At 71.0% G+C, this 24,456-nt stretch carries 20 protein-coding genes; 6 read left to right on the forward strand and 14 right to left on the reverse strand.

The window, feature by feature from the left end:
- The first annotated feature begins 1 nt into the window (after position 1).
- Both ACEN2M_RS04115 and ACEN2M_RS04120 read left to right on the forward strand, forming a co-directional pair.
- A complete protein-coding gene (locus tag ACEN2M_RS04115) occupies positions 2-1,141 on the forward strand; it encodes an XdhC family protein (protein WP_441646862.1) in 1,140 nt (379 codons plus the stop codon).
- A gap of 88 nt (positions 1,142-1,229) precedes the next feature.
- Entirely contained in the window at positions 1,230-1,718 is a 489-nt protein-coding gene (locus ACEN2M_RS04120; protein WP_441646863.1) for a DUF7144 family membrane protein, read from the forward strand.
- Positions 1,719-1,776: 58 nt separating this feature from the next.
- Here the strand turns inward: ACEN2M_RS04120 and ACEN2M_RS04125 are convergent, their stop codons facing one another.
- The 6 genes from ACEN2M_RS04125 to ACEN2M_RS04150 form a co-directional block, all read right to left on the reverse strand.
- Positions 1,777-4,629 (reverse strand): molybdopterin-dependent oxidoreductase, encoded by a 2,853-nt coding sequence (locus tag ACEN2M_RS04125; protein ID WP_441646864.1) that lies wholly within the window; start codon positions 4,627-4,629, stop codon positions 1,777-1,779.
- Positions 4,626-5,483, reverse strand: a complete 858-nt coding sequence (locus ACEN2M_RS04130) for an FAD binding domain-containing protein (protein WP_441646865.1) — start codon at positions 5,481-5,483, stop codon at positions 4,626-4,628. The genes ACEN2M_RS04125 and ACEN2M_RS04130 overlap by 4 nt, the downstream gene beginning before the upstream one ends.
- 250 nt (positions 5,484-5,733) lie before the next feature.
- A complete protein-coding gene (locus ACEN2M_RS04135; RefSeq protein ID WP_441646866.1) occupies positions 5,734-6,213 on the reverse strand; it encodes a molybdenum cofactor biosynthesis protein MoaE in 480 nt (159 codons plus the stop codon).
- Complete coding sequence (locus tag ACEN2M_RS04140; RefSeq protein ID WP_441646867.1) at positions 6,203-6,901, reverse strand: MogA/MoaB family molybdenum cofactor biosynthesis protein; 699 nt, start codon at positions 6,899-6,901, stop codon at positions 6,203-6,205. The genes ACEN2M_RS04135 and ACEN2M_RS04140 overlap by 11 nt, the downstream gene beginning before the upstream one ends.
- Entirely contained in the window at positions 6,898-7,326 is a 429-nt protein-coding gene (gene moaC, locus ACEN2M_RS04145; protein WP_441646967.1) for a cyclic pyranopterin monophosphate synthase MoaC, read from the reverse strand. Before moaC ends, ACEN2M_RS04140 begins: the two co-directional genes overlap by 4 nt.
- Before the next feature lie 109 nt (positions 7,327-7,435).
- A complete protein-coding gene (locus ACEN2M_RS04150) occupies positions 7,436-8,803 on the reverse strand; it encodes a molybdopterin molybdotransferase MoeA (protein WP_441646868.1) in 1,368 nt (455 codons plus the stop codon).
- Positions 8,804-8,940: 137 nt separating this feature from the next.
- Between ACEN2M_RS04150 and ACEN2M_RS04155 the strand changes: the two genes are divergently transcribed.
- Together ACEN2M_RS04155 and ACEN2M_RS04160 are read left to right on the forward strand one after the other, a co-directional pair.
- Positions 8,941-9,525: a dihydrofolate reductase family protein gene (locus ACEN2M_RS04155; protein WP_441646869.1), complete on the forward strand. Its 585-nt coding sequence runs from the start codon at positions 8,941-8,943 to the stop codon at positions 9,523-9,525.
- A gap of 65 nt (positions 9,526-9,590) precedes the next feature.
- Positions 9,591-9,830 carry a MoaD/ThiS family protein gene (locus tag ACEN2M_RS04160; protein WP_441646870.1) on the forward strand — a complete coding sequence of 80 codons (240 nt, stop codon included), beginning with the start codon at positions 9,591-9,593 and terminating at the stop codon, positions 9,828-9,830.
- Between the two features lie 28 nt (positions 9,831-9,858).
- Here ACEN2M_RS04160 and ACEN2M_RS04165 read toward each other — a convergent pair whose 3' ends face one another.
- Positions 9,859-11,682 (reverse strand): alkyl/aryl-sulfatase, encoded by a 1,824-nt coding sequence (locus ACEN2M_RS04165; protein ID WP_441646871.1) that lies wholly within the window; start codon positions 11,680-11,682, stop codon positions 9,859-9,861.
- A 121-nt stretch (positions 11,683-11,803) separates the two neighbouring features.
- Positions 11,804-13,036 carry a ThiF family adenylyltransferase gene (locus ACEN2M_RS04170; protein WP_441646872.1) on the reverse strand — a complete coding sequence of 411 codons (1,233 nt, stop codon included), beginning with the start codon at positions 13,034-13,036 and terminating at the stop codon, positions 11,804-11,806.
- 154 nt (positions 13,037-13,190) lie between these two features.
- Between ACEN2M_RS04170 and ACEN2M_RS04175 the strand changes: the two genes are divergently transcribed.
- Both ACEN2M_RS04175 and sufU read left to right on the forward strand, forming a co-directional pair.
- The gene (locus ACEN2M_RS04175) at positions 13,191-14,546 is read left to right on the forward strand and encodes an aminotransferase class V-fold PLP-dependent enzyme (protein WP_441646873.1); all 1,356 of its coding nucleotides are present in this window, start codon (positions 13,191-13,193) and stop codon (positions 14,544-14,546) included.
- On the forward strand, positions 14,543-15,031 hold the full coding sequence (sufU, locus tag ACEN2M_RS04180; RefSeq protein ID WP_441646874.1) for a Fe-S cluster assembly sulfur transfer protein SufU: 489 nt from the start codon (positions 14,543-14,545) through the stop codon (positions 15,029-15,031). The genes ACEN2M_RS04175 and sufU overlap by 4 nt, the downstream gene beginning before the upstream one ends.
- 48 nt (positions 15,032-15,079) lie before the next feature.
- On the opposite strand, the gene ACEN2M_RS04185 is transcribed toward sufU, so the two are convergent.
- The 6 genes from ACEN2M_RS04185 to flgK form a co-directional block, all read right to left on the reverse strand.
- Positions 15,080-17,635 carry a glycoside hydrolase family 2 protein gene (locus ACEN2M_RS04185; RefSeq protein WP_441646875.1) on the reverse strand — a complete coding sequence of 852 codons (2,556 nt, stop codon included), beginning with the start codon at positions 17,633-17,635 and terminating at the stop codon, positions 15,080-15,082.
- 232 nt (positions 17,636-17,867) lie between these two features.
- On the reverse strand, positions 17,868-18,851 hold the full coding sequence (locus tag ACEN2M_RS04190) for an acetylxylan esterase (protein WP_441646876.1): 984 nt from the start codon (positions 18,849-18,851) through the stop codon (positions 17,868-17,870).
- 510 nt (positions 18,852-19,361) lie between these two features.
- A complete protein-coding gene (locus tag ACEN2M_RS04195; RefSeq protein ID WP_441646877.1) occupies positions 19,362-21,632 on the reverse strand; it encodes an acyltransferase family protein in 2,271 nt (756 codons plus the stop codon).
- Between the two features lie 49 nt (positions 21,633-21,681).
- Positions 21,682-22,086, reverse strand: coding sequence for a flagellar assembly protein FliW (locus ACEN2M_RS04200; protein ID WP_441646878.1), 405 nt, complete (start codon positions 22,084-22,086; stop codon positions 21,682-21,684).
- Positions 22,083-22,964, reverse strand: coding sequence for a flagellin N-terminal helical domain-containing protein (locus tag ACEN2M_RS04205; protein WP_441646879.1), 882 nt, complete (start codon positions 22,962-22,964; stop codon positions 22,083-22,085). The genes ACEN2M_RS04200 and ACEN2M_RS04205 overlap by 4 nt, the downstream gene beginning before the upstream one ends.
- Positions 22,965-22,979: 15 nt before the next feature.
- On the reverse strand, positions 22,980-24,440 hold the full coding sequence (gene flgK, locus ACEN2M_RS04210; RefSeq protein WP_441646880.1) for a flagellar hook-associated protein FlgK: 1,461 nt from the start codon (positions 24,438-24,440) through the stop codon (positions 22,980-22,982).
- Positions 24,441-24,456 lie beyond the last annotated feature (16 nt).

Raw genomic sequence — 24,456 nt, forward strand, 5'->3', positions numbered from 1 at the left:
CGTGCTCGAGATCGCCGGAGCGCTGCTCGACGCCCTTACCGACGGGCGCCGGGTGGCCGTTGCCACGGTCACCCGGGTGCTCGGCAGCGCGCCGCGCACGCTCGGAACGGCCATGGCAGTCACCGACGCCGGTGCCGTGCTCGGTAGCATCTCCGGCGGCTGTGTCGAGGGTGCGATCTACGAGAGCGCCCAGGAGGTGCTCGAGACCGGCCGGGGGCAGTTGACCGAATTCGGGGTCAGCGACGACGACGCCTTCGCCGTGGGGCTGAGCTGCGGCGGCACCGTCGAGGTGTTCCTGGCCGAGTTCGCGCCGGCGGGGATGCGCAATGCCCTCTCGCACGCGGCACGCACGCAGCTCGAGCTCGCTGCCGCCGGCCACGCCGCCGGGCTCGCTCTCGTGGTCGACGGCGCCGGGGCCGGCCGCATCCTGACCCCGATGGACGAGTCGGGCGAGCACGGCAGTGCCTCAGGCGGCGCACCCGCGGCAGGGGAGTCACCCGGCCTCGACGCCGACGCCGAGCGCCGCATCCGCGCCGAGCTCGGCGCCCGCATCGGCAGCGGCGAGACCGCCCTGGGCGCCGTGGACTGCGACGGCGCCACGAGCCGGGTGCTCTACCTCGTGGCCGCCACCCCGCCGCGCTGCCTGATCTTCGGCGCTGTGGACTTCGCCAGCGCTCTGTCGGCCGCGGCGTCCCTGCTGGGCTACAGGGTCACCGTGTGCGACGCGCGCGCCGTGTTCGCCACGCCCGAACGCTTCCCGGCCGCGGCGGAAGTCGTGGTCGAGTGGCCGAGCGACTACCTCGCCCGCACCGAGACCGATGCCCGCACCGTGGTGTGCGTGCTCACCCACGACGAGAAATTCGACCTGCCGCTGCTGACCACGGCGCTGAACCTCGACGTTGCCTACGTGGGTGCCATGGGCTCCAGGCGCACCCACGAGCGACGGATGCTGCGGCTGCGCGAGGCGGGTCTCCCCGCCGCCGCCCTGGCCAGGTTGCACTCGCCGATCGGCCTGGACCTCGGCGCCAGCAGCCCGGCGGAGACCGCGGTGTCGATCCTCGCCGAGGTGCTGGCCGCCCGCTCCGGCGCATCGGGCCGGCCGCTGGGCAGCAGGCCGGGCCCGATCCACCCGACGGCCTGACGCTCAGCCCTCACCCTATTCGGGGGACGAAACGGGCGCGCCCGCGCATTAGCGTGCTCGTCGAATCCACTGAATGGGAGGAAACACCATGTCCAACACACGGCAGGCACCGGGTACCAAGACCGGGGCCGCAACCAGGGACACGTACGATACCGCCGACGGGACCTCGGGCTGGACCGGCTGGATCGTCTTCGCCGGCGTCATGATGTTGATGATGGGCGCGTTCCACGTCATCCAGGGCCTGGTGGCACTCTTCCAGGACACCTACTACCTCGTCGGCCAGGAAGGGCTGGTGGTGCAGGTCGACTACACGACGTGGGGCTGGGTGCACACCATCCTGGGCGCCGTGGTGATCCTGGCCGGCGTCGCCCTGCTCGCCGGGCAGATGTGGGCACGTGTCATCGCGATCATCCTGGCATTCGGCAGTGCCCTGGTGAACATCGCCTTCCTCGGCGCCTACCCGCTCTGGTCGATCACCATGATCGCCATCGACGTGCTGGTGATCTACGCGGTGACCATGCACGGCAAGGAAATGAAGCCGATCATGGCGGGCCGCGCGACGTCTGACGACGAGTGACGGACCGGGCCGAGGAGACCTAGCTCTTCGGCCCGGCACTTCGGCCCGGCGGCCAGGCTCAGGCGCGGCTGTTCATCAGTCGCCACAGCCGGTCGCGCGACATGGGCAGCTCGTACGACCGCACGCCGAGAGCGTCGCGCACCGCGTTGGCCAACGCCGGCGCGACAGGGTTGTACGGCGACTCGCTCATCGACTTGGCACCGTATGGACCCAGCTCGTCGGCGGTGTTCGCGAAGTACACCTCGGTCACCGGCAGGTCCGCCAGCTGCGGGATGTGATAGTTCCGCAGCACCTTGGTCAGAACGGTGCCGGCGCCGTCGAGGATGAGTTCCTCGTAGAGCGCGGTGCCGATCGCCTGCGCCACCCCACCCTCGATCTGGCCGCGGCACTGCTCCGGATTCATCACGAAGCCGGCATCCGCGGTCTGGATCGACTGCAGCATCCGCACCTCGCCGGTGTCGGTGTTCACCGCGACCCTGAACGCGTGCACGTTGAAGGCCAGTGAGCGGCGGGCACCGTCCTCGCGGCCCGTGCCGGTGAGGCCGTCCGGGCCGGCGAGGTGGTGAAGCGGCACGAAGACCGCACCCGCACGCAGCCCGTCGGCGGCCAGGACGAACTCCCCGGCAGAGCGGCCGGTGAGCCGGGCCGCCTTGTCGCGCAGCAGGCCGGCCAGCTCGATCGCGGCGCCGTGCACGGCTTTGCCCGCCACCACCACCCCGGCCGACCCGAACGCGCCGGTGTCGTAGCCGGCGGCGTCGGTATCGGACTGGCGGATCTCGATGTTCTCCGGACCGGTGTTCAGCGCCGTCGCCGCGATCTGCGTGTGCACGGTGGTGGTGCCGTTGCCGAATTCGGCGGTGCCCACCCGCACCAGATAGCGGCCATTGCCGCCCAGGGTGACGGTCGCCTGGGAGAAGTGGCCGCGCGGCGGGGTCGTGGCGATCATCGACGACGCCATTCCTTCACCCACCCGCCACTGGTCGCCGGCCGGCGCTGCCACGCCGTTGCCGCGGGCTAGGGCCGCCTGGGCCAGGTCGAGGCACTGATCGAGGCCGTAGCTGGCGAAGCCGATGTCGTCACCCTCTTCGTGGGTGACCACCAGGGGGTCGCCCGGGCGCACGGAGTTGATCCGGCGGAGATCGAACGGGTTGATGCCCAGCTCGGTCGCGAGTTCGTCGAGGGCGCACTCGATGCCGTAGATCACCTGGCCCAGGCCGTAACCGCGGAAGGCGCCGGACGGCGGGTTGTTCGTGTAAACGGCCTGCGCATCCACCCGCTTGTTGGGCACGTTGTACAGGGCGACGGATTCGCTGGTGCCGTGGAACATGACGCCGGGGGCGTGGTTGCCGTAGGAGCCGGTGTCGGAGAGCACGTCGACCTTCAGGGCCGTGAGCCGGCCGTCGCTGGTGGCGCCCAGGGTGACGCCGACCCGCATCGGGTGCCGGGCCGGGGAGGCGGCGAGTTCGTCGGTGCGGGTGAACTCGTACTGCACCGCTCGCCCGGTCTTCAGCACCGCGAGGGTGACGACGTCCTCGGTGAGGATCTCCTGCTTGCCGCCGAAGCCGCCGCCGACGCGAGCTGTGAACACACGCACGTTCTCGAGGTCGAGGTCGAAGATGCGGCTGATCTCCTTCTGCACCAGGAAGGGCACCTGGGAGCTGGTGCGCAGCACGAGCCTGTCGTCTTCCAGCCAGCCGATCGTGGCGTGGGTCTCCAGCTGGGTGTGCGCGACCCGCTGGGTCTGCCAGGTGCCGGTGACCACGGTGTCGGCGGCCGCGAGGCCTGCGGCGACGTCGCCGTACTCGCCGTGCAGCTCGGCGACGAGGTTCTGCCGCGGATCGGCCAGGCGGCTGGCCTGCGCATCCTTGTCGCCGTGCACGAGCGGCGCGCCCGGGGTGAGCGCCTCGGCCGGGTCGAAGACCGCGGGCAGCAGTTCGTAGGTCACGTCGAGCAGCCGGCAGGCGTGTTCGGCGATCGCTACGGAGTCGGCGACCACCGCGGCCACCCGCTGGCCGCGGTGCCGCAGCACGGTGTCGAAGACCAGGCTGTCGTCGGGGTCGTCGAGCCGGCTCTCGTGCCGGGCCGAGGAGTAGAGAGTGCCGGGGGAGTCGGCGTGGCTGAGCACGGCGTGCACGCCGGGCAGGGCCCGGGCGGCGGTGTCGTCGATGGCCGTGATGCGGGCGTGGGCGTGCGGGCTCCGCAGCACGGCGAGGTGCACGAGGCCCGGCACGGCCACGTCCAGGGTGTACGGCTCCTGGCCGCTGACTACCCTGGCCGCGGCGGGCGCGCGGAGCGACCCGCCGACCGTGCCGTCGGTGGCGGAGGTGCGCGGCTCGGCGCGCGGCCGGGTGGGGCGTACCGGGCCGAGGCCGGAGACCGGCGCTGTCGTCGGGTGGGACGCATCCGCCGCGTGCGCGTGCGCGTGCTCGTGGTCATGCTCATGGTGATTATCGTGATCGTGCCCGCAGCCGCCGTCGGCCGGGGTGTGCCGGTCGCGGATGGCGTCGTCGATGGCCCGGTAACCCGTGCACCGGCACAGGTTGCCCTTGAGCAGCCGGGGCAGGTCGTGCAGCTGGTGCTCCTGGATGGTGGACGCCGTCACGATCATGCCCGGCGTGCAGAAGCCGCACTGGAAACCGGCCGCGTCGATGAACCGCTGCTGGACGGGGGCCAGGTTTTCCGGCCCGCCGATGCCCGTGGCCGTGGTGATCTCGCGGCCCTCGGCCCGGTAGGCCGGGTAGATGCAGGAGTGCACGGGGGTGCCGTCCACGAGCACCGAGCAGGCGCCGCAGTCGCCGGTGTCGCAGCCCTTCTTGACCTCGAAGTGTTCCTGTTGACGCAGGTAGGTGCGGAGCGCCTGGCCGGCCGCGGCCGGGGCGTCGACGGCGGCACCGTTCACGGTGAGCTTCATGCGCGGGTCCCGTCCTGAGGTGCGGCTGGCGCACCGGTGGGCGCGGCGGGCTCTGCCAGTTCCTGCCGGATCTCCTCGCCGAGCAGACCGCTCACGGCGCGGCGCCAGTCGGCGGCGCCGTGGGCGTCGGTGAACCAGCCGTCCAGACGTGCGATGTCGGCGGCCAGGGTGGCCGGGTCGGGCAGCTCGGGGTAGCGCAACTGCACCGGGCGCACGGTGCCGCCGGTCACTGTGAGCACGAAGGCGCCGTCGGTGTCGAGCCGGCCGATCAGCACCGCGCCGGACCGGCCGAGCGGGGAGAGGGCGATCTTGCGGTACCCGGCGCGGGCGGTCAACGCGGCGGCGGGCACGTGGATGGAGCGCAGCACGTCGCCGGGCGCGAGCACGTTGGTGGTGTTGCCGGTGACGAAGTCCACGGCGGGCAGCCACTCGTCGGTGCCGTCGGCGCGCCAGATCAGTACCCTGGCGTCGAGCGCGGCGGTGAGGCAGATCATCGGGCCGGCTGGCAGCGAGGTGCACAGGTTTCCGCCGACGGTGGCCACGTTCCAGATCTTGAAGGAGCCGAACAGGGCCGTGCAGGCCAGGTGGAAGATCGGGTGGGCGACCCAGCCGGGTTCCGCGGGCATCCTGGACAGCTCGGCGAGGGTGCAGGTCGCGGCGATCTCGAGGCCGTCGGGGGTGACGGTGAGGGCCGGCCAGCCCATGGTGTGCAGGTCGACGAGGCCGGTGAGGTGGATGCGCGGATCGGCGTAGAGCTCGGAGCCGCCGGCGAGCGGAACCACCGTGGCGCTCAGGGCGGCCAGGTCGTCGCGGGTGCGGGCCGGGGTGATGGCTGCAACGGTGGTCAGGTCCATCCGTTCCTCCGATCGTCGAGGATGCCGGGGCATCCCAGGGTGTCGCCGGGGCCTGTGGGCACCGCCGAGGGGCGCCCGTCCCGGGCGCCGACACCCCTAGTCAAGCGCAGCAATGTGTCGGAGATGTAAACCGCGCCAGCGGCCCTCAGCCGATCCTCAGAAATCGGGCCGCAACTGTTCCCCTTGCGGACATCTGCACCCGGCGCACCGGGTGCAGAAGTCCGATTCGGCAACAGTTGCGGCGGGGCTGTCAGCCGAGCGCGGCGACCCACTCGGTGCTGCCGTCGGTGAAACCCTGTTCCTTCCAGATCGGAACGCGGGCCTTGATCTCGTCGACCAGCGCCGCACAGGCCGCGAACGCCTCGGCGCGGTGGGCAGAGGCCACGGCGCAGGCCAGGGCCACATCGTTGATACCCAGGTCGCCCACCCGGTGGGCGGCGGCGATTCGGCAGCCGGGATGCGCTTGGGCGACCTCCCTGGCCACCTCCTCGAGCACCGCCTGGGCACTGGGATGCGCGCTGTAGCGCAGCCAGGTCACCCCACGGTCTTCGTCGTGGTTGCGCACCACTCCCGCGAACGACACGACGGCGCCGGCGGTGGCGTCCGCCACGGCATCCGTGCACTCGTCTACGGTGATCGGGGTGTCGTCGACCCTGGCGAACAGCACGACGCTCCCGGCGTCGCCGGGGCCGTCGCCGGGTGCCGCGGCCGGGGACTCGTCAGCGCTCACGGTCGCCGCCTTCGCCTGGGGCGTGGGCCTGTGGGGTGTGGTCATGGTGGCTGCCTTTCGCCGGCGTCGGGGTGGTTGGCGCGGTGTGATCGGTTCCGCGCACCTGGTCGATGAGGTGGTCGAGCACCTCATCGAGCACGGCCAACCCGTCGCGCACCCCGCCGATGGAACCGGGCAGGTTGATCACCACGGTGTGGCCGCCGGCGATGCCGGCGTGACCGCGGGAGAGCACGGCGAGAGGGGTGGCGGCCGTGCCGCGGCGGCGCAGCTCCTCCATGATGCCGGGCAGCTGCCGGTGCAGCAGCGGCAGGGTCTGTTCGGGGGTCTGATCGGTGGGGCTCACGCCGGTGCCGCCCGTCGTGATGACCAGGTCGAGGCCGGCCTCGATGGCCGCGGCCAGCGCGTCACCGACGGGGTCGCCGTCGGCCACGACGGCCCGGTCCAGCACGAGCCAGCCATGCTCACGCAGCCAGGCGTCGATGACAGGTCCGGTGCGGTCGGTGTAGACGCCGGCGGCCGCGCGGGTCGAGGCCACGATCACCTGGCCGGTGCGACCTTCCGCCGTCCCGTGCGCCGACCCGTGCGTCGACCCGTGCGCCGCGGCCCGGACCGAGGTCCTGGCAGACGCTCCGGCCGGCGCCTTGGCCGACCCGCTCCCTGGCGGGCGAGCCGGCTTCGCGGCGCTCATTCGGTGCTCCAGTCGCCGCTCTTGCCGCCGGACTTCGCCAACACCCGCATATCGGTGATCACCGCGTGCTTGTCGACGGCCTTGATCATGTCGTACAGGGTGAGCGCCGCCACCGACACCGCCGTCAGCGCCTCCATCTCCACCCCGGTGACCCCGGTGGTCTTCACCGACGCGGTGACGACCACGCGGTCGTCGCCGGGTTCGAAGTCGATGGTGGCGCCGCTGAGCGGCAGCGGGTGGCAGAGCGGGATCAGCGCGGAGGTCTGCTTGGCACCCATGATGCCGGCCACCCTGGCCACGGCGAGGGCCTCGCCCTTGGGCAGTTCGCCGGCCACGAGCAGGGCGATCACATCGGGCCTGGTGATCAGCGTGGCCGTGGCCGTGGCCCGGCGTTTGGTGACGGGCTTGTCGGTCACGTCCACCATGAGGGCGGCACCGTCGGCGCGCACGTGGCTCAGCTGTGCTGTAGCCGGGGCGGACGCCGGGGCGTTCTCGCCCGGATTGCGCTCGAGGGGGCTGTTCTCGATCGGGGTGTCAGTCATCGATGCTCCAATAGTCCACGGGTTCACCCGCGGCGACGGTGCCGACCCCGACGGGCAGGTGCACAAGCACCGTCGCGGTGGCGTAGGCGTGCAGGAGGTGCGAACTGGCACCGCCCACCAGATCGAGGGTGCCGTCGGGGCGCAGGATGCCGCGCCGCAGCTGGTGTTTGCCGGCCGGAGACTGCACCGGAGCGGCCAGGGGCGCACGCCGCAGCTCCCGGTCCGGCCGGGGCAGCCCGGCCAGGCGGCGGAGCACCGGGCGCAGGAACACCTCGAACGAGATCAGCGCGCTCACCGGATTGCCGGGGAAGGTGACGACGGGCACCGTGCTGGCGGGCGCGGTGCTGACGGGCGCCGGCTCGACGGCCGCCGGCTCGTCGGCCGTCGAGTCTCCCGGCGCCGGGACGCCTGTGCCCGAACGGCTGATCGCGCCCAGGCCCTGCGGTCCGCCGGGTTGCATGGCAACGTGCTGAAAACTTACCCCGAGCGGCTCGAGCGCGTCGCGTACGACTTCGCGGGCGCCGGCGCTGACCCCGCCCACGGTGACCACGAGATCCACCTCGGGGGCCTCGGCGAGAATGGCGAGCAGGTCGGCGGCATCGTCGGAACGGCACGGCCGAACGAGAACCGAACAACCCGCATCCTGCAGCGCCTGAGCGAGGATGACGCTGTTCGAATCAAAGATCTGGCCGGGGGCCAGGCTGTCGCCGGCTTCGCGGATCTCGTGGCCGGTGGCGACGAGCAGAACCCGGATGCGCCGCAGCACGGTGACCGTCGTGACCCCGGTGCCCGCGAGCACCCCGTACTGCGCCGGGCCGAGCCGCGCCCCGGCGGCGAGGAGCCGGTCACCGGTCTGCACATCGCTGCCGGTCTGGCGCACGAAGGAGCCGAGCGCCACCGGGGCCGAGAACGAGACGTTCTGGCCGGGCACGGTGCTGCCGTCCGGCGCCTGCGGCAGGAAGCGCGGCGGATCGGTCTGCTCGATGGGCACGACGGCATCCGCGCCGGCGGGGATGGGCGCACCCGTCATGATCGGGGCGACGGTGCCAGCTCCGAGGTCGCCGGCCGGGTCGCCCGCGGCGATGCGGGCCACCACGGCGAGGGTGACCGGCGAACCGGCCGACGCCAGGGCGAGGTCGTGGGCGCGCACGGCGTACCCGTCCATCTGCGAGTTGTCGAAGGGCGGCAACGCCACGGGGGAGTCGATGTCGGCCGCGAGAGTGCGCTGCCGGTAGCTGTCGGGATCGCGGGTCAGCCACACACTGGAGAGGGGGAGGACCTCGGTGGCGCGGTTCCGGAACAGCGGCGCGAGAAGCGTCGCCACGGCGTCCCGGTGCTGGTCGATCGTGCGCGCGCTCATGCTCCCATCTTGCCGCAGTTCGCCCGGCGTGAACCGTGCGGAGACCCCCGGTCAGCCGGTCGTCCCTGGCGGGTTGCTTGAAGGCGGTCGTGCCCGGGCGTATCGTGCCTTCGATACGGCGCGCGGAAGGGCAGATCATGGGACACCTGGTGGTGCAGCAGTTTGTGACCCTCGACGGCTTCGCAGCCAATCTTGACAACGAATTCACGGCCTACGAACTGCTCGACGGCGGCACCGAGGAGTTCGACCGCAGCCAGGTGGCGTGGCTGGAGGGCGTGGACGCGATGGTGCTCGGCGCCAACACCTACCGCCTGTTCGTGGGCTACTGGCCCACGCCGGAAGCCGCGGGGGAGAGCATCGCCGGCCCGCTCAACGCCCTGCGCCGCCACGTGTTCTCCCGCACTCTCAGCCACGCGCCGTGGGGCGACCTGCCACCGGCGACCCTGGAGTCCGGCGACGCCGTGGAGGCCATCCGCCGGATCAAGGCCGAGACGGCCGGAATCGTGGTGCTCTGGGGCAGCCTGAGCCTGAGCCGGACCTTCTTCGCTGCCGGGGAGGTGGATGAGGTGCGCCTCGTGGTGATGCCCGTCGTGATCGGTGCCGGGCGCGGGGTGTTCCCGGCCGACACCGGCCCGTCCGTTCTCGACCTGCGTGGGGCGGAGCGTTTTGATGACGGCCTGGTCGAGCTGCACTACGGCCTGCGCGCCGCACCGGAGTGGTGACCCGTCGTAGGCTGGACGAACCGGGTCGGCATCAGTGGCCCGTCCCCGACGAAAGGCTCACGTTCATGCAGGTGCAGGTGCGTTACTACGCCGCGGCCAAGGCGGCGACGGGGGTGGCGGAAGAGACCCGCAACCTGCCCGCCGGGGCCACCATCGGTGCCTTCCTCGACGAACTGGGCAGCACCTCTGCCGCGGTCTTCGCCCGCTGTTCGTTCATCGTGAACGGTACCGCCACCACCGACCGGGCCCGGGTGCTCGGCGACGGCGACCGGCTGGACGTGCTGCCGCCGTTCGCCGGCGGCTGACCCACCCCGGCTGACTGACCCGGCCGAGCTACGGGGTCACCACGGCGAAGGACGGATCCGGGGCGTCCAGCAGGGCGAACAGCCTGGGCAGCACCCCGGCGTCACCGGTCATGTCCACCCCGCCGAACGACGCGCCGGCCACGGCCTGGGCCAACCTCGCGTGAGTGATCCGCACGTTCAGGTCGGCCGGGCGGGGCTTGGCCACCGGAAAATGGATCAGGGCTCCGTGGCTGAGCTCCATCCTGTAGAGCTCCCGCGTGTCGGTGATCACCCAGTTGATGGCGAAACTCTCGTTCCACGCCCTGGGCCCCACCAGGCGGATCGCCAGGGTGTCGAAGAGCTGGGTCACCGTCAGGGCGCTGAGCAAGCCCCCGGCGCTGAGGTCGGTGCGACCCACGCCGTAACGCAGTTCAGTCGCCCCGGTGAGGAAGACGTTCCGCCAGGTGGCGTTTTCGGCGCCGAACCCCAGCCGTTCCAGACCGGTGGCCAGCAGCTCCCTGGCCGCACCGTCGCCGGGATCGGCGAAAACGGCGTGGCTGGCCAGCTCCACGGCGAACCGCAGGTCACCGGCATCCAGGTACCGTCTGGCGTGCTCGAGGGTGGCCGCGACCCCGCCCATCACTTCGACGTAGCGGGCGGCGGCCGCCGTCGGCGGATGCTGCCACAGGTGCGCCGGGTTGCCGTCGTACCAGCCCAGGTAGCGCTGGTAGATCGCCTTGACGTTGTGACTGACCGAACCGTAGTAGCCGTGCGTGTGCCACTTCCGGGCCAGTGACGGCGGCATCTCGAAGTCCTCGGCGATCTCGCTGCCGGTCTGGCCCTGGTTCATCAGGCGCACGGTCTGGTCGTGCAGGTACGCGTAGACGTCACGCTGCTCGGTGAGGAAGGCGACGATGGCGTCGGTGCCCCAGGTCGGCCAGTGGTGCGACGCGAACTCCACGTCGGACCTGCGGCCGAAGAGCTCGATGGCCTCGCCCAGATAGCGTGACCACATGCGGGGGTCCCGCACCTGGGCGCCGCGCAGGGTGAGCAGGTTGTGCAGGGTGTGGGTGGCATTCTCCGCCATGCACAGGGCGCGCTGCGCCGGGAAGTACAGGTTCATCTCCGACGGGGACTCGGTGCCCGGGGTGAGCTGGAACACTATCCGCACGCCGTCGAGCACCTCCTCCTGCCCGGTCTTGGTGATCTCGAGGGTGGGCACGATCAGGCCGATGGTGCCGGTGGATGCGCCGGGGCCCAGGCCGATGCCGACCCGGCCGGAGGCGTTCCGGGCCAATGGGTGGCCGTCGTAGTAGTACCCGCGGCGGAACATGGCGGTTCCGGCATAGACGTTCTCGGAGACCGCGTTGTCGAGAAAATGCTCGGGGGCCACGACCGGGATGCCGGCGTCGGGTTCGGCCACGCCGAGCACGCCGCCGAAGTGGTCGACGTGAGCGTGGGTGTAGATGATCGCCGTCACGGCTCTCTCGCCGCGGTGGCTGCGGTACAGCGCCAGCGCCGCCGCCGCGGTCTCAGCCGAGATGAGCGGGTCGATCACGATGACCCCGCGATCACCCTCGACCAGCGTCATGTTCGACAGGTCGAAGCCGCGCACCTGATAGATACCCTCGGTCACCTCGTAGAGACCGTGCCTGGCCGTCAGGGCGCTCTGCCGCCAGAGGCTCTCCGGCACATTCTCCGAACCGTCGCCGGCCAGAAAGGCCAGGGACTCCAGCTCCCAGACCACCCGTCCGTCGGCGGCCGTGATGACCAGCGGATCGAGGGTGCCAAGAAAACCACGGTCGACGGCCTCGTCGCTGCCGGCGCTCCGATTGTCCGTCGTGCTGCCGGTTGGACGCTTGTCATCGTCCATGATGACCACCTCTCAGTCACCGGGCTCCCTCGCCGAATGGTGGTGCGCCCGTTGCGCACACCATAACCGGGGCATCAGCCGGCAACCACCCCGCCCGCGTGCCCGGGCGCTTTCGGAGAGGTCAGTACCGCGGCTTGGCCGGCTCGATCCGGCGCACCCAGTCGTCGATGCCGCCGGCGAGGTGGGTGACGTCCGTCCAGCCGTTGTCGCGGAGCACCCCACGGGCGTACTCGGAGCGGGTGCCGTGGTGGCAGTACAGGATGACGCGATCCGCCGGTTCCATCACGGTGCTGGCCTCGTCGGTCAACAGCTGCGCCATCGGCACCAGGGCCGATCCGTCGATGGCCACGATGTCCCGTTCCCACGGTTCGCGGATGTCGACGAGCACGAAGTCGGCGCTGCCCGCGCGACGTTCGGCGAGCAGACCGGCGAGCTCGGCCGAGGTGATCTCGTCTGGAGCCGGTGTGCCGGGGCTCGGAGGCACCGGGATCGGGTGGGTGTGCACCTGGCTGTGACTCGTGTCACGCGGCGGCGCGGCGGCTGCCGGCTCGTGGTCGGCGGCCGGAGCAGCTGAGGCGGCAGGGGCGCTGCCGGCAGCGGCGTATGGCACCTCCCGCCAGGAGGAGTCGAGCCCGTCGAGCACGAGCAGCCGGCCGAACAACGGGTCGCCGAAGCCCACGATGAGTTTGAGGGTCTCCGTGGCCATCATGGCGCCGACACCCGCGCACACCGAGCCGAGCACCCCGGCCATGGCGCAGGTCTCGGCCTCGTCTGCGCCGGGAGTGCTCGGAAACAGGTCTTCCAGGCGGGTGCCGCCGGCCGGCCCGTCGACCCAGAACGTGGTGACCAGGCCGTCGAAGCGCAGCACGGAGCCCCAGACGTATGGCTTGTGCAGCAGGGCCGCGGCATCGTGGGCGAGGTGGCGGGTGGCGAAGTTGTCGGTGCCGTCGACCACGATGTCGTAGTCGGCGATCAGCGCGAGAACGTTGGCCGCGGTGAGGCGGGTCTGGTGCGCCACGACCTCGATGAGTGGGTTGTGCGCGCGCAACACGTCCGCGGCGGCCTCGGCCTTGGGCCGGGCCAGATCGGCCATCGAGTAGATGGTCTGACGGTGCAGGTTGGAGACCTCGACGCTGTCCGAATCGACGATGCCGATGGTGCCCACTCCCGCCGCGGCCAGGGCGGTGAGCACGGGGGAGCCGAGTCCGCCGGCGCCGATCATGAGCACCCTTGCGGCCGCGAGGCGACGCTGCCCGAGGTCGCCGACCTGTTCGAGCGAGACCTGGCGGGCGTATCGCTGGCGCTGGGCCGCGGTGAGCGGCGGCCCCGGTGAGACGAGGGGAACGTGCGGCATGGCGGCCCTTTCTGCTGGCTTCCAGCCTAGGCCTGATGGGCCACCTGCCGGCCGACACCGTCGTTCGCATCCAGTTGCAGGGCCGCGCCACATCCTGTGCGGTCTCCTGCCGTCATCCTCTGCCGGGGCCCGGCCGGTGGCGGTACCCTGAAGTATGACGTTCGTTGCACCTACCCCCGCGCGTGACCAGACCCGGCCGGACCAGGCCTCGCTGGACCAGACCCGGCTGGACCAGACGCTGAGCCACGATGAGGTTCTGCGCATCCGCAACGACTTCCCGGTGCTGCACCAACTGGTGAACGGGCATCCGCTGGCCTACCTCGACTCCGGCGCCACCTCGCAGAACCCGATCAGCGTGATGGAGGCCGAGCAGGAGTACTACGAGCAGCGGAACGCGGCAGTGCACCGCGGCGCACACACCCTGGCGTTCGCCGCCACCGAGGTGTTCGAGGCCGCCCGCGCCACCGTGGCCGCCTTCGTCGGCGCGCACGAGAACGAGATCGTCTGGACCTCCAATGCCACCGAGGGTGTGAACCTCGTGTCGTACTCCTTCTCCAACGCGTCCCTCGGTCTCGGCGGCCCCGCCGCCGCCCGGTTCACGCTGGCAGCCGGCGACGAGATCGTCGTCACCGAGATGGAGCACCACTCCAACCTCATCCCGTGGCAGCAGCTGGCACTTCGCACCGGGGCCACCCTGCGTTTCATCCCGGTGCTGCCCGACGGCACCCTCGACCTCGCCGCCGCCGCCGAGATCCTCAACCCGCGCACCCGGTTGCTGGCCGTCACCCACGCCTCCAACGTGGTGGGCACCATCAACCCGATCGACGAGCTCGTGGCCATGGCGCACGCCGTCGACGCCCTGGTGTTCCTCGACGCCTGCCAGTCCGCGCCGCACCTGGCGCTCGACCTGGCCGCGCTCGACGTGGACTTCGCGGTGTTCTCCGGCCACAAGATGCTCGGTCCCACCGGCATCGGTGTGCTCTACGGCAAGGCCGAGCTGCTGGCCGCGATGCCGCCGTTCCTCACCGGTGGGTCGATGATCACCACCGTTGACATGCAGACCGCCGAGTTCCTCGCCCCGCCGCAGCGCTTCGAGGCCGGCACCCAGCGCATCTCCCAGGCCATCGCCCTCGCCTCCGCGGTCGACTACCTCAGCCACACCGGCATGGGGCGCATCCGCACCCGCGAGGCCGAGCTCGGCCGCCGGCTCGTGGAGGGCGTCACCGCCATTCCCGGCGTGCGCCTGCTCGGCCCCGGCCTCGGTGTGGAGCGCATCGGCTTGGCCGCAGTGGATGTCGCCGGCGTGCACGCGCACGACGTGGGTCAGTTCCTCGACGAGGCCGGCATCGCCGTGCGCGTCGGGCACCACTGCGCCCAGCCGCTGCACCGGAAGCTCGGCGTCACCGCCTCCACCCGGGCAAGCACCTACCTGTACACGACCGACGACGAGGTCGACCAGTTCCTGGCCGTGCTCGCCGAGGTCGCCCCGTTCTTCGGAGTGTCCCGATGACCTCGTCCGCCATGCAACAGCTCTACCAGCAGATTATCCTCGACCACGCGAAGTCCGCGCACGGCGCCGTTGCCGAGTTGCCTGCCTTGGACGACGGCTCGGTCTCCGACGCCGGCCACCGCCAGGCCCAGTCGCACCAGGTGAACACCACCTGCGGCGACGAGGTCACCGTGCGGGTCGGCCTGGCCGGCTCGGGCGCCGAGGCGCAGATCGACGAGTTCGCGTGGCGGGGTGCCGGCTGCTCGATCTCGATGGCGTCGGCCTCGGTGCTGAACGACACGGTGCGGGGAACCTCGGTCGCCGAGTCCGAGGCGATGCTCGACCTCTTCCGGGAGATGCTGCGCTCCCGCGGCACCATCGAACCCGACGAAGAGGTCATGGGCGACGCCGCCGCCTTCGCCGGTGTCTCCAAGTACCCCGCGCGGGTGAAGTGCGCGATGCTGCCCTGGGTGGCCTTCGAGGCCGCCCTGCTCCAGCTGCGCTAGCGCTGCTCCTGGTGCGCTAGCGGTGCCCGCCGCCGCCGGCCCGCCTGGTCAGGCGATCGAGCGCCGCACCAGCTGGTTGGTGCTGCGCAGCACGCCCGGCGCCGTGAAGGCGGCCGGGTCGATGTCGAGCGCTGAGGTGACGCTGAAGACCACGCTTTCGCCGGGCAGCAGGGTGACCAGCATGTCGTCGACCAGGGCGTTCGGGTCGATCTTGTCGACCAGCAAGGCCAGGTCGCGGGTGAGCACCGGCACGGTCACGCGCACGCTGTAGCCGCCGTCGGTGCGTGCGGCGCTGACCTCGGGTTCGTCCGGTGTCAGGGAGCTGTCGCGGGCCTCGGCGAAGAACCAGTGCCCGCGCACCCCGGCCAGCTCGGCGCGGAGGAGCTGGGCCGCCGCATCCGTTGCCGCGGACACGGATGCGGGCAGCGGCACGGTCACCGTCGACCGCGCCGGCAGGGTGACCTGCTCGGTGTACTCGGCCAGGACGGCGCCCGCGTCTGTGTGCCGCCGCACCAGGAGTTCACCACTCCAGGTGTCTGCGGAGTCGTTGACCGCGATGACGGCGAGGCCGCCTTCCCGCGGCTGGACGGTGACCAGCCGGTCGGCGTAGGCGTGCATGATCGCGTAGAGCAGCGGCTTGGGCCGGCCGTAGCCGTCCACGGCGGCCCAGGAGGTGACCGGCCAGCAGTCGTTGAGCTGCCAGACGATGCTGCCCATGCAGTGCGGCGAGAGCGAGCGGAAGTGCTCGATCGCGGTGCTGATGGCGGTGGCCTGGTTCAGTGACATCGCCCAGTGCCAGTCACCGATCTGATCGGGCAGCGGCAGGTGCGGCAGCAGCCCGTCGGTGAGTTTGACGTTGCCCTCCATGGCCTTCTGGTGCACCAGCATGCCCGGGGACTCCGGGGTCAGCGGCACATCGTGGATCGACTCGGTGAGGGTCGACCAGGTGGGCGGGCCCTGCCAGCCGAACTCGGCCACGAACCGCGGCTGGTACTCGCGGTAGGCCGGGTAGTCACGCCGGTTCCAGAGGTCCCAGATGTGCGTGGTGCCGTGCTCGGGGTCGTTGGGGTGCAGGTCGTTCCGGATGCTGCCGGCGACCGGCGAGAACGGGCTGCCGGGCGTGTAGCCGATGTGCGGCGCCAGCTCGGCGACCAGGGCGGGGAACACGTCGTAGTAGAACCCGCCGCCCCAGGTCTTGCCGTCCAGGCGGAGCTTCCAGTTCCACTCCTCGAACCCCCAGAGGTTCTCGTTGTTGCCGTTCAGCACCACCAGCGACGGGTGCGCGGCGAGCCTGGCGACGTTCTCCCTGGCTTCGGCCTCGATCTCGTCGCCGAGCGGGGCCTCTTCGGCGTACGCGGCGCAGGCCAGCAGGAAGTCCTGCCAGGTGAGCAGGCCCCGCTCGTCGCAGAGGTCGTAGAAGTCGTCGCTCTCGAAGATGCCGCCGCCCCAGACCCGGATCAGGTTGATGTTGGCGAACTCGGCCTGCTCGAGCCTGGCCAGGTAGCGGGCCCTGGTGACCCGGTGCGGGAAGGCGTCGTCGGGGATCCAGTTGGCGCCGCGCACGAACACCGGCTGGCCGTTGATGACCAGGGTGAACGGGGTGCCGTTCTCGTCCGGCGTGGTGTCGAATTCCACGGTGCGGAAGCCGATGCGGGCCGTCAACCGGTCCAGGACCTCCGCGCCGGCGGTCGCCCGCAGGGTGACCTGAAGGTCATAGAGCGGGTGCTCGCCATAGCCCACGGGCCACCAGAGGTTGACGTCGGGCACCTCGAGGGTCACCGTGGTGCTCGTCGCCCCGGCCGGCAACTCCACGGTGCGGCTGATCCCGGCAACGGATGCCGTGACGCTCACGGCAGTCTCGTGGGCGGGAGTCTCGTCGGCGGGAGCCTGGCGGGCGCGGTCCACGTCGACGTGCACAGCCACCAGCCCGGTGCTGCCCTGAACGGTGGCGATCGGGCGCACCGCGCCGAGGCGGGCGGTCGACCAGCTCACCAGGGTCACCGGCTTCCACAGCCCGGAGGTGGACGTGTCGATGCCCCAGTCCCAACCGAAGCTGCAGGCCATCTTGCGGATGGCGTTGTACGGGTGGTGGTTCACGTGCGGGCGGTAGCCGAGGTCGAGGCTGGCGGCATCCGCTGCCTTGACGGGGGAGCGGAACACCACCACGAGCTCATTCGGGCCGGCCGTGAGCCGGGAGCCCACGTCGAAGCTGTAGCCGCGGTGCATATTGCGGGTGGTGCCGAGGCTCACCCCGTTCAGCGTGATCTCGGCAATGGTGTCCAGGCCCGCGAAGACCAGCTCGGTGCGGTCTCTGCCGGCCGGGTCCCACTCGAAGGTGGTGCTGTACCGCCAGTCGGTCAGCCCGATCCAGGAGAGCAGCTGCTCGTTGCCGTCCAGGTAGGGGTCGGGGATGAGGCCGGCGTGCAGCAGGTCGGTGTGCACCGAGCCCGGCACTGTGGCCGGCACAGCCAGGTTCTGGATGCTCTGGGGGACGGGGCCCTCCAGCGCGGTGACGCTCCAGTCGGCGTCGAGGACCCGGACCGTGGGCAGGAGGGACCGTGCGGGGTTGGACATTGCGGGGTTGGACAGTGCGGAGTTGGACATTGCGGGCTTTCCAGACGTTGCTTGGTGGCTCCGGACGTGACGCCGTTGTACATGCATCGTTGCAGGAATAGCGAGACGATGGGGGCCGGCACGATCTCGATCGTGCTGCCGGCCGCTGTGCAACTGTCGCCCGTGCGGACATGTGCACCCGGTGTGCCGGGTGCACATGTCCGTAGCGGCAACAGTCAGCGGCGGGCGGGCCGGCTACCGGGCCAGCGGCGGGGCGGGCCGGCTACCGGGCCAGCTGCCGGGCCAGCCAGGCCGCCTGGCGTACGAAGTGGTAGCCCTGGCCACCCTCGTGCTCGTTGAACGGGTACACCTCGATCTCGGCATCCGCTGCGTAGTGATTGCGGGCGGCGAAGACCGTGGACGGCGGGCAGACCGGGTCGAGCAGCCCCACCGAGAAGATCGCCGGTGCGGTGGCGCGCTTGGCGAAGTTGACGCCGTCGAAATACGAGAGCGTGGCGAAGGTCTCCTCGACCCGGTCCCGGTGCACCGAGAGGTAGCGCACGATCTCCTGGTACGGGTCGTTGTCGGTCATGCCCACGGCACGTTCGAAGTGGCTCATGAACGGCACCTCCGGCATCGCGCCGACCAGTCCCTCGGCCAGTCCAGCCGCGGCGAGGGCGATGCCGCCACCCTGGCTGCCACCGCACACCGCGACCCTGTCGGGGTCGACCCGGTCCAGGGTACGCACGGCGTCGATGGCCCGCACCGCGTCGGTGAACACCCGGCGGTAGTAGTAGGCATCCGGCGATTGGATGCCCCTGGTCATGAAGCCGGGCGCGGACGGGCCGCTGCCGTGCGGGTCGGGGGTGTCCCCGCCGGAGCCCCAGACGCTGCCCTGCCCCCGGGTGTCCATGAACAGGTAGGCGTAGCCGCTGGCCACCCAGCCGAGCCGCTCGTGCGGAAAGCCGCGGCCGCCGCCGTAACCGTTGTACTCGACGACCGTGGGCAGCCGGGCGGGCAACCGGCCGTTTCTCTCAGCGGGAACGAGGAACCAGGCCTTGACCGGGTCGCCGGCGAAACCGTTGAACGTGACGTCGTAGACCTCCACCTCGGTCAAGGGTGAATCGACCCTGGTGAGCACAGGCTCGGCCGGATACCGGCGGGCCTCGGTGAGGGTGCGCTGCCAGAACGCGTCGAAGTCGGCCGGTTCGGCCACCTCGGGGCGGTACTGCTGCAGCTCGGGCAGGGACATGTCTAACCGGGGCACTGGTTGCCTTTCGAAGGATGGCGAATGTGGTTGGGGTGGGTGAGGTCGGTCAGGGTTTCTGATGGGAGGCGATGACCGCGTAGCGGCCGCCGAGTACCATCAGCTCGTCGTGGTTGCCGAGCTCCACGATGCGGCCGGCCTCGATGTAGGCGAACCGCTCGGCCCGGCGGATGGGGGAAAACCGGCGCGCCGCGATGATCGTCGTGCTCGCGGAAGCGGGCGCAGGGCTCGTCGAGCGGGTTCACCACGCTGTCGGTGACGGCGGCGGTCATCGGTGGCAGAAGCCAGGCCGGGCTGTCCTCGCTGAGAAAGTCACCCATGGAACACCTCTGGAGCTTCTCCGCGGCGCAAACAGGCGCAGCGGCAACCTCGACAGGGTCGAGGGGCTGGGGTGCGTCCTCAGCCGGGAGCTGCGGAGCCCACGGCTGTCGCGGGGTGAGGTCGCCGGCGCCAACGCTGGCGCCAGCACCGACTATACCGGCGTGCCAGGCACCGGCGCGCGCGTTTCGGTTACATGAGACCGAGGGCGCCGAGGGCATAGCGGATGGCCGGGGCCACCTTCTCGGCGTAGGCCGGCGTCATGTGCACGGTGTCGTACTTGGTCGGGGTGGTGCCGGCGAAGGCCGGGCAGATGCCCTCGGAGCAGCTGAACGCCAGCGAATCGATGAAGTGGTCGCCGGTCGCGGTGGTCGCCGAGGGGGCGGACAGCGCCGCGGCGAACTGCTGCCAGACCGCACCGACAGGGGCGTTGCAGTCCTGGGGGCTGGACACCGCCGAGTAACACCGGCCGAGCTCGGCCCCGAGCGGCGGCGGTGCCAGGTAGACGATCGTGCCGGCGGCGTTGTAGCCGGCGGTCTCGGCGAGGGTCGAGGCGACGATGGCCGCGACCGACAGCGGCGCCCGGTTGGCGTCTTGCCCCTCGGCGAATGCGTTGGCCACCACCACCAGTTGCGGGGCGTCGGCGGCGATCCGGTCGCTGATGTCGGCCTTGCGTTGCGGGCAGGCCTCCATCACCCCGGCGCCCTCGTTGGCGACCAGGACCTCGGTGAACCTGCAGCCGTAGAGCCCGATGGTGGTGATCTTCCACTGGCCGGCGCTGGCCTCGGCGATGGCCTTGAATGCAGGGGCGTAGGAGAGGGCTTCGGAATCGCCGACGAGGTACATCTGGTGGGGCGCGTCGTCGGCGCCCCAGGTGCACCGGCCGACATCGGGGGTGTCGCCGATGTCGAAGCACTCGCGTGCTGGATTGTCGTTCGAGGTGCGGCCCATGGCCTCATCGAGGGAGGGCGACAGATTGTTCGGCCAGGTTGTGGCGGCGACGGCAGCGGCGAGGTCGGCCTGCAACCCGGCCTCGGGGTTCACCGCGGCCTGCGCATCCGTCACCGGCGCGGCCGGGGGAGCCGCCGGTGCGCTGTGCGGCTGGAATGACACGGCCACGATCGTCACGATCACGACGACGCTCATCGCCGACAGGATGAACTGGGCGCCGAAGGTCTCGCGCCAGAGGCGCCAGGCGGCTCGGCGCTCACCGGCCAGCCGGGGGCCGCGGAGCCAGGGGGAGCGGTGGAACGGTTGCTCCACGAGGTAGTACGACGTGACCGAGACCGCCAGGATCGTGCCGAGAATGATCAGGGTTCTCTGGAGCGTCGGCTCGGGGAGCAGCACGGTGGCGAAGGCCAGCACCGGGAGGTGCCAGAGGTAGAGCGAGTAGGAGATGTTGCCGAGGTAGACGCTGACCGGGTTGGTGAGCGGGAACAGGCCGCGCTGTGGGCCGCCGACGCCGGCCAAGAGCACGACTGCCGTCGCCGCCACGGGGAGCGCGGCCCACGGGCCCGGAAAGGCGAGGTCACCGCTGATCAGCACGAACGAAGCGAGAATGCCGGCCAGGCCGGCCCAGCCGAGCACGGCGCGCAGCGCGGCGCGCATCCGTGCGGCGAGCGGTGCCGCCACGGCCAGGATCGCGCCGATGCCGAGCTCCCAGGCCCTGGAGAAGGTGGAGAAGTAGGCGACGGTCGGATTCGTTGCGGTCTCCCAGACGGCGTAGCCGAACGACGCGGCGACGATGACCGTGGCGACTACGCCCACGGTCCACCGGCCGCTCCCCGGCGTGCGCGAGCGCCGAGTGACGGCGAACAGCACCAGGATCATCAGCCACGGCCAGACCAGGTAGAACTGTTCCTCCACCGAGAGCGACCAGTAGTGCTGCACGGCCGAGGCCGGCGCGAGGGCGTTGAAGTAGTCCGTGCCGATGGCGGCGAATCGCCAGTTGGCCGAGAAGAAGAACGACGACACGGCGTCCCAGGCCGTGGTCAGGGCCCGGGTCTGGTTGAACAGCAGGTAACCGAGGGCTGTGGTGACGACGAGCACCACGGCCGCCGACGGCAGGATGCGGCGGAGTCGGTTGCCGTAGAAGGACCGGAGCGAGATGCGTCCGGTGCGCTCGTGCTCACGCAGCAGGATGCCCGTGATCAGGAAGCCGGAGATGACAAAGAAGATGTCGACGCCGGCGAACCCGCCGGTGGGCCATTGGAGCACGTGATCGCAGATGACGGCGAGCACGGCGATGGCCCGCAGCCCCTGGATGTCCCGGCGGCGTGCTGAGTTCGGGGCGTCCGGCCCGGCGGCCGGTATGCGAGCCGGTGGTTTCGTGCGCGGCGGCCTGGCCGCTGCCGCGGTGTCGGCCGACGGTGTGGTCGTGCGGATCGTGACGATGCGCGTGGCATTGGGGCGGGACGCGCCGGGATGCGCGCCGGGCCGTGTTGCCCCGATCCCTGCGTTCACGCGTCCCCCAGCTGTCCTAACGGTGCCGAGTTTATCGTGTGGGCGGGGTCTAGCGGGCGGTGTCGTCTTCCGGTTCGGCGCGCGGGGTGAGCTCGGCGCGCAGCGGCCATTCCTGGCCGTCCAGGATGATCTGGGCGCACCGGCCGGTGTCGGCGTTGACCACGATGGGAGCCATCAGGTTCACGGTGGTTCCGGTCTCGCCCGGGTTCGTGACCACCAGGACCATGGCCTGTTCGGGGCCGGTGAGGTCCAGCGCCCTGGCGTGCTCGTCGGAGATCACCGGGGTGTAGTGCGGCAGGTACACCGAGGCGTCGAGCACGAACAGCCGGGTGTGCAGGTCGACGGCCGACTGCAGGGCGAACAGCCCGGCGGCGCCGGTGATCTCGCGCAGCTGGAAGTCGGTCAGCGGCGCCAGTCCGGGCGGCGGGGAGAGGAAGCTCAGGGTGGCGGTCATGAAAGGAAGTCCATCAGGGTGGGTTGGATCACGCGGGCGGTGACGGCGAGGGCGGATTGGTAGGCGATTTCCTGGAGCTTGAGGTCGAGGATCACGGTGGCCAGATCCGCATCCTCGAGCTGCACCCGCTGGGCTTCGAGGGTGCCCTTCTGGGCGACCAGCGCCGCCGTGGCGCTTTCGATGCGGGCCTGCCGGGCGCCGACGTCCGAGTTGGCCGCGATCACGGTGTTCAGAGCGGTGTCGACGGCGGCCAGGTGATCCGACACCTTCACGGTCGGGTCGGTGCTGCGCAGGGCGACGGAGATGGTGTCGAGCAGGGCGAACACCGAGGTGGTGCCGTTGCCGAAGATGGCGGCACCGTCGGCATCCACCCGCACCGTGCTGTCGGCCCCCACCCGGCGCTCGACACCGGTGGCGGAGACGGCGGTGTGAAGGTAATCGGTCGTGAAGGCCTTGCCGGCATCGGAGTTGCCGGCGAAGACCGTGCGGCCGAGGTAGCTGGTGTTGGCCTGGGTGAGCAGATCCTTCTTCAGGCCGTCGATCTGCACGGCGATGGCTTCCCTGGCGGCCGGTGTCATGGTTCCGGCGTTGGCGCCCTGCACGGTGAGGTCGCGCGCCCGGGTCAGGATGGTGGTGCTGGCGCCGAGTGCGGTGTCCAGGGCGGTCAGCCAGCCGTTGCCGTTGTCGGCATTGCGGGTGTACTGGGCGGTGGCACGCTGCTCCGCGCGCACGGCGAGGGCGTTCGCCGCCCTGGCGGGGTCGTCGGAGGCCCGGCTGATGGTCTTCAGCGACGAGGACTGCTCCTGCAGCTGGGCCAGCCGCTGGGCGCTGGCCTGCAGGTTGGCCTGCGCGGAGCGCATCTGGGTCTGACTGGTCACTCGGGCGATCATCGGTTACCTTCCCACCAGTCCGGTGCGGTTGATCAGGGTGTCGAGCATCTCGTCCACGGCCGTCATCACGCGGGCGGCACCCTGATAGGCGTGCTGGAAGGTGAGCAGGTTGACGTTCTCCTCGTCGATGTCGACCGAGGAATTGGACAGCGCCAGGGTGACCGCGGAGCTTGCGGACAGGTTCGCCGAGGAGGCCTGGGCGAGCTCGATGCCGGTGTCGACGCCGAGTTTGGTGACGAAGGCCGACCAGACGGCATTGGGGGAGGTGACAGGGTTTCCGGCGGCGTCCACGGCTCGGCCGGCGCCGAGCTGGGCGATCTTGTCGGCGTTGGCAGCGTTGTTCGCTCCCGCACCGGCGGCGCCGGCGGCGATCCCGGTGGCGTCCTTCGGTACGACGCTCAGCGTTGCGGCGGCGTTGCCGGCATCGAAGGTGAAGAACTTGCCGCCGGGGCCTCCGGTACTGGTGACCCCACCGAGATGGATGTTGTTCACCGAATTGCCCAGGCGGGTGGCGAAGTCGTTGTACGAGGCGGCGGCTTCGGCGATGGCGCCACCGGTGCCGTTTACATCCGCCGGACCCAGCAGGGAGAGCGCGCCGGCGAGTTCGCCGCCGTCGACACCCACGGCTTCCGGGCGGTGGGTCCAGACGACCCGCACGGCGTTGTCGGGCTTGGCCGCGTCGGGGCCGGTGGGCATGGTTGTCGCACCGGCCACGGCCAGGGTCTGCACGTCGGTGCCGGAGACCAGGGCGTTTCCGCCGATCAGCACGTCCACGGTGCCGTTTGCCTGGGCGCGCACGCTCGCACCGGTGATGGCGGCGATCGTGGCGGTGAGCGCGTCCCTCTTGTCGATGAGTTCGTTGGCCGACCCGCCAGAGGCCAGGGTCTGCCGGATGATGCCGTTGAGCTCGCCGACCTGCGCGGCGGCCCCGTTGACCTCGGTGACCAGGGCGTCCGCGCTGCCGCGCACGGCGGCCCACTCGTCGGTGACCGCGCGGTACCCGGCGCTGATCTGGGCGGTGAGCTGGCCGGCCTCGCCGAGAAGCAGTCCGGCCGCCGCCGAGGCGCTGGTGCCGTTGTCGAGTTCCGACCAGGCGGCCCAGAATTCCTGCAGCTGGTGCGACAAGCCGCTGGCGCCCGGTTCCTTCAGCGACGTCTCGATGGAGCCCAGCGCGTTGGCCCGCACGGCGGTGTACCCGGCGACGGAGGCGGTGGCGCGCACCTTGGCATCGAGGGTGGCACTGCCCAGGCGCGCGATGCCGTCGACGGAGACCCCTGCTCCCGGCGTGGCTCCCCAAGCGACGAGGCCGGCGCGGGCGGCCGCGTTGGTGGCGGACGTCGTGACCCGCTGGCGGGTGTAGCCCTCGGTATTGACGTTGGCGATGTTCTGCCCCACCACGTCGAGACCGGCGCGGGCCGCGACGAGGCCGGAGTATGCGGTGTTCAGTCCGCCGAATGTGCTCATGGGGTCCTCAGTGGGG

Source organism: Cryobacterium sp. W22_MBD10_FK3, from assembly GCF_052113745.1.
In the GTDB taxonomy this organism is placed as follows: domain Bacteria; phylum Actinomycetota; class Actinomycetes; order Actinomycetales; family Microbacteriaceae; genus Cryobacterium.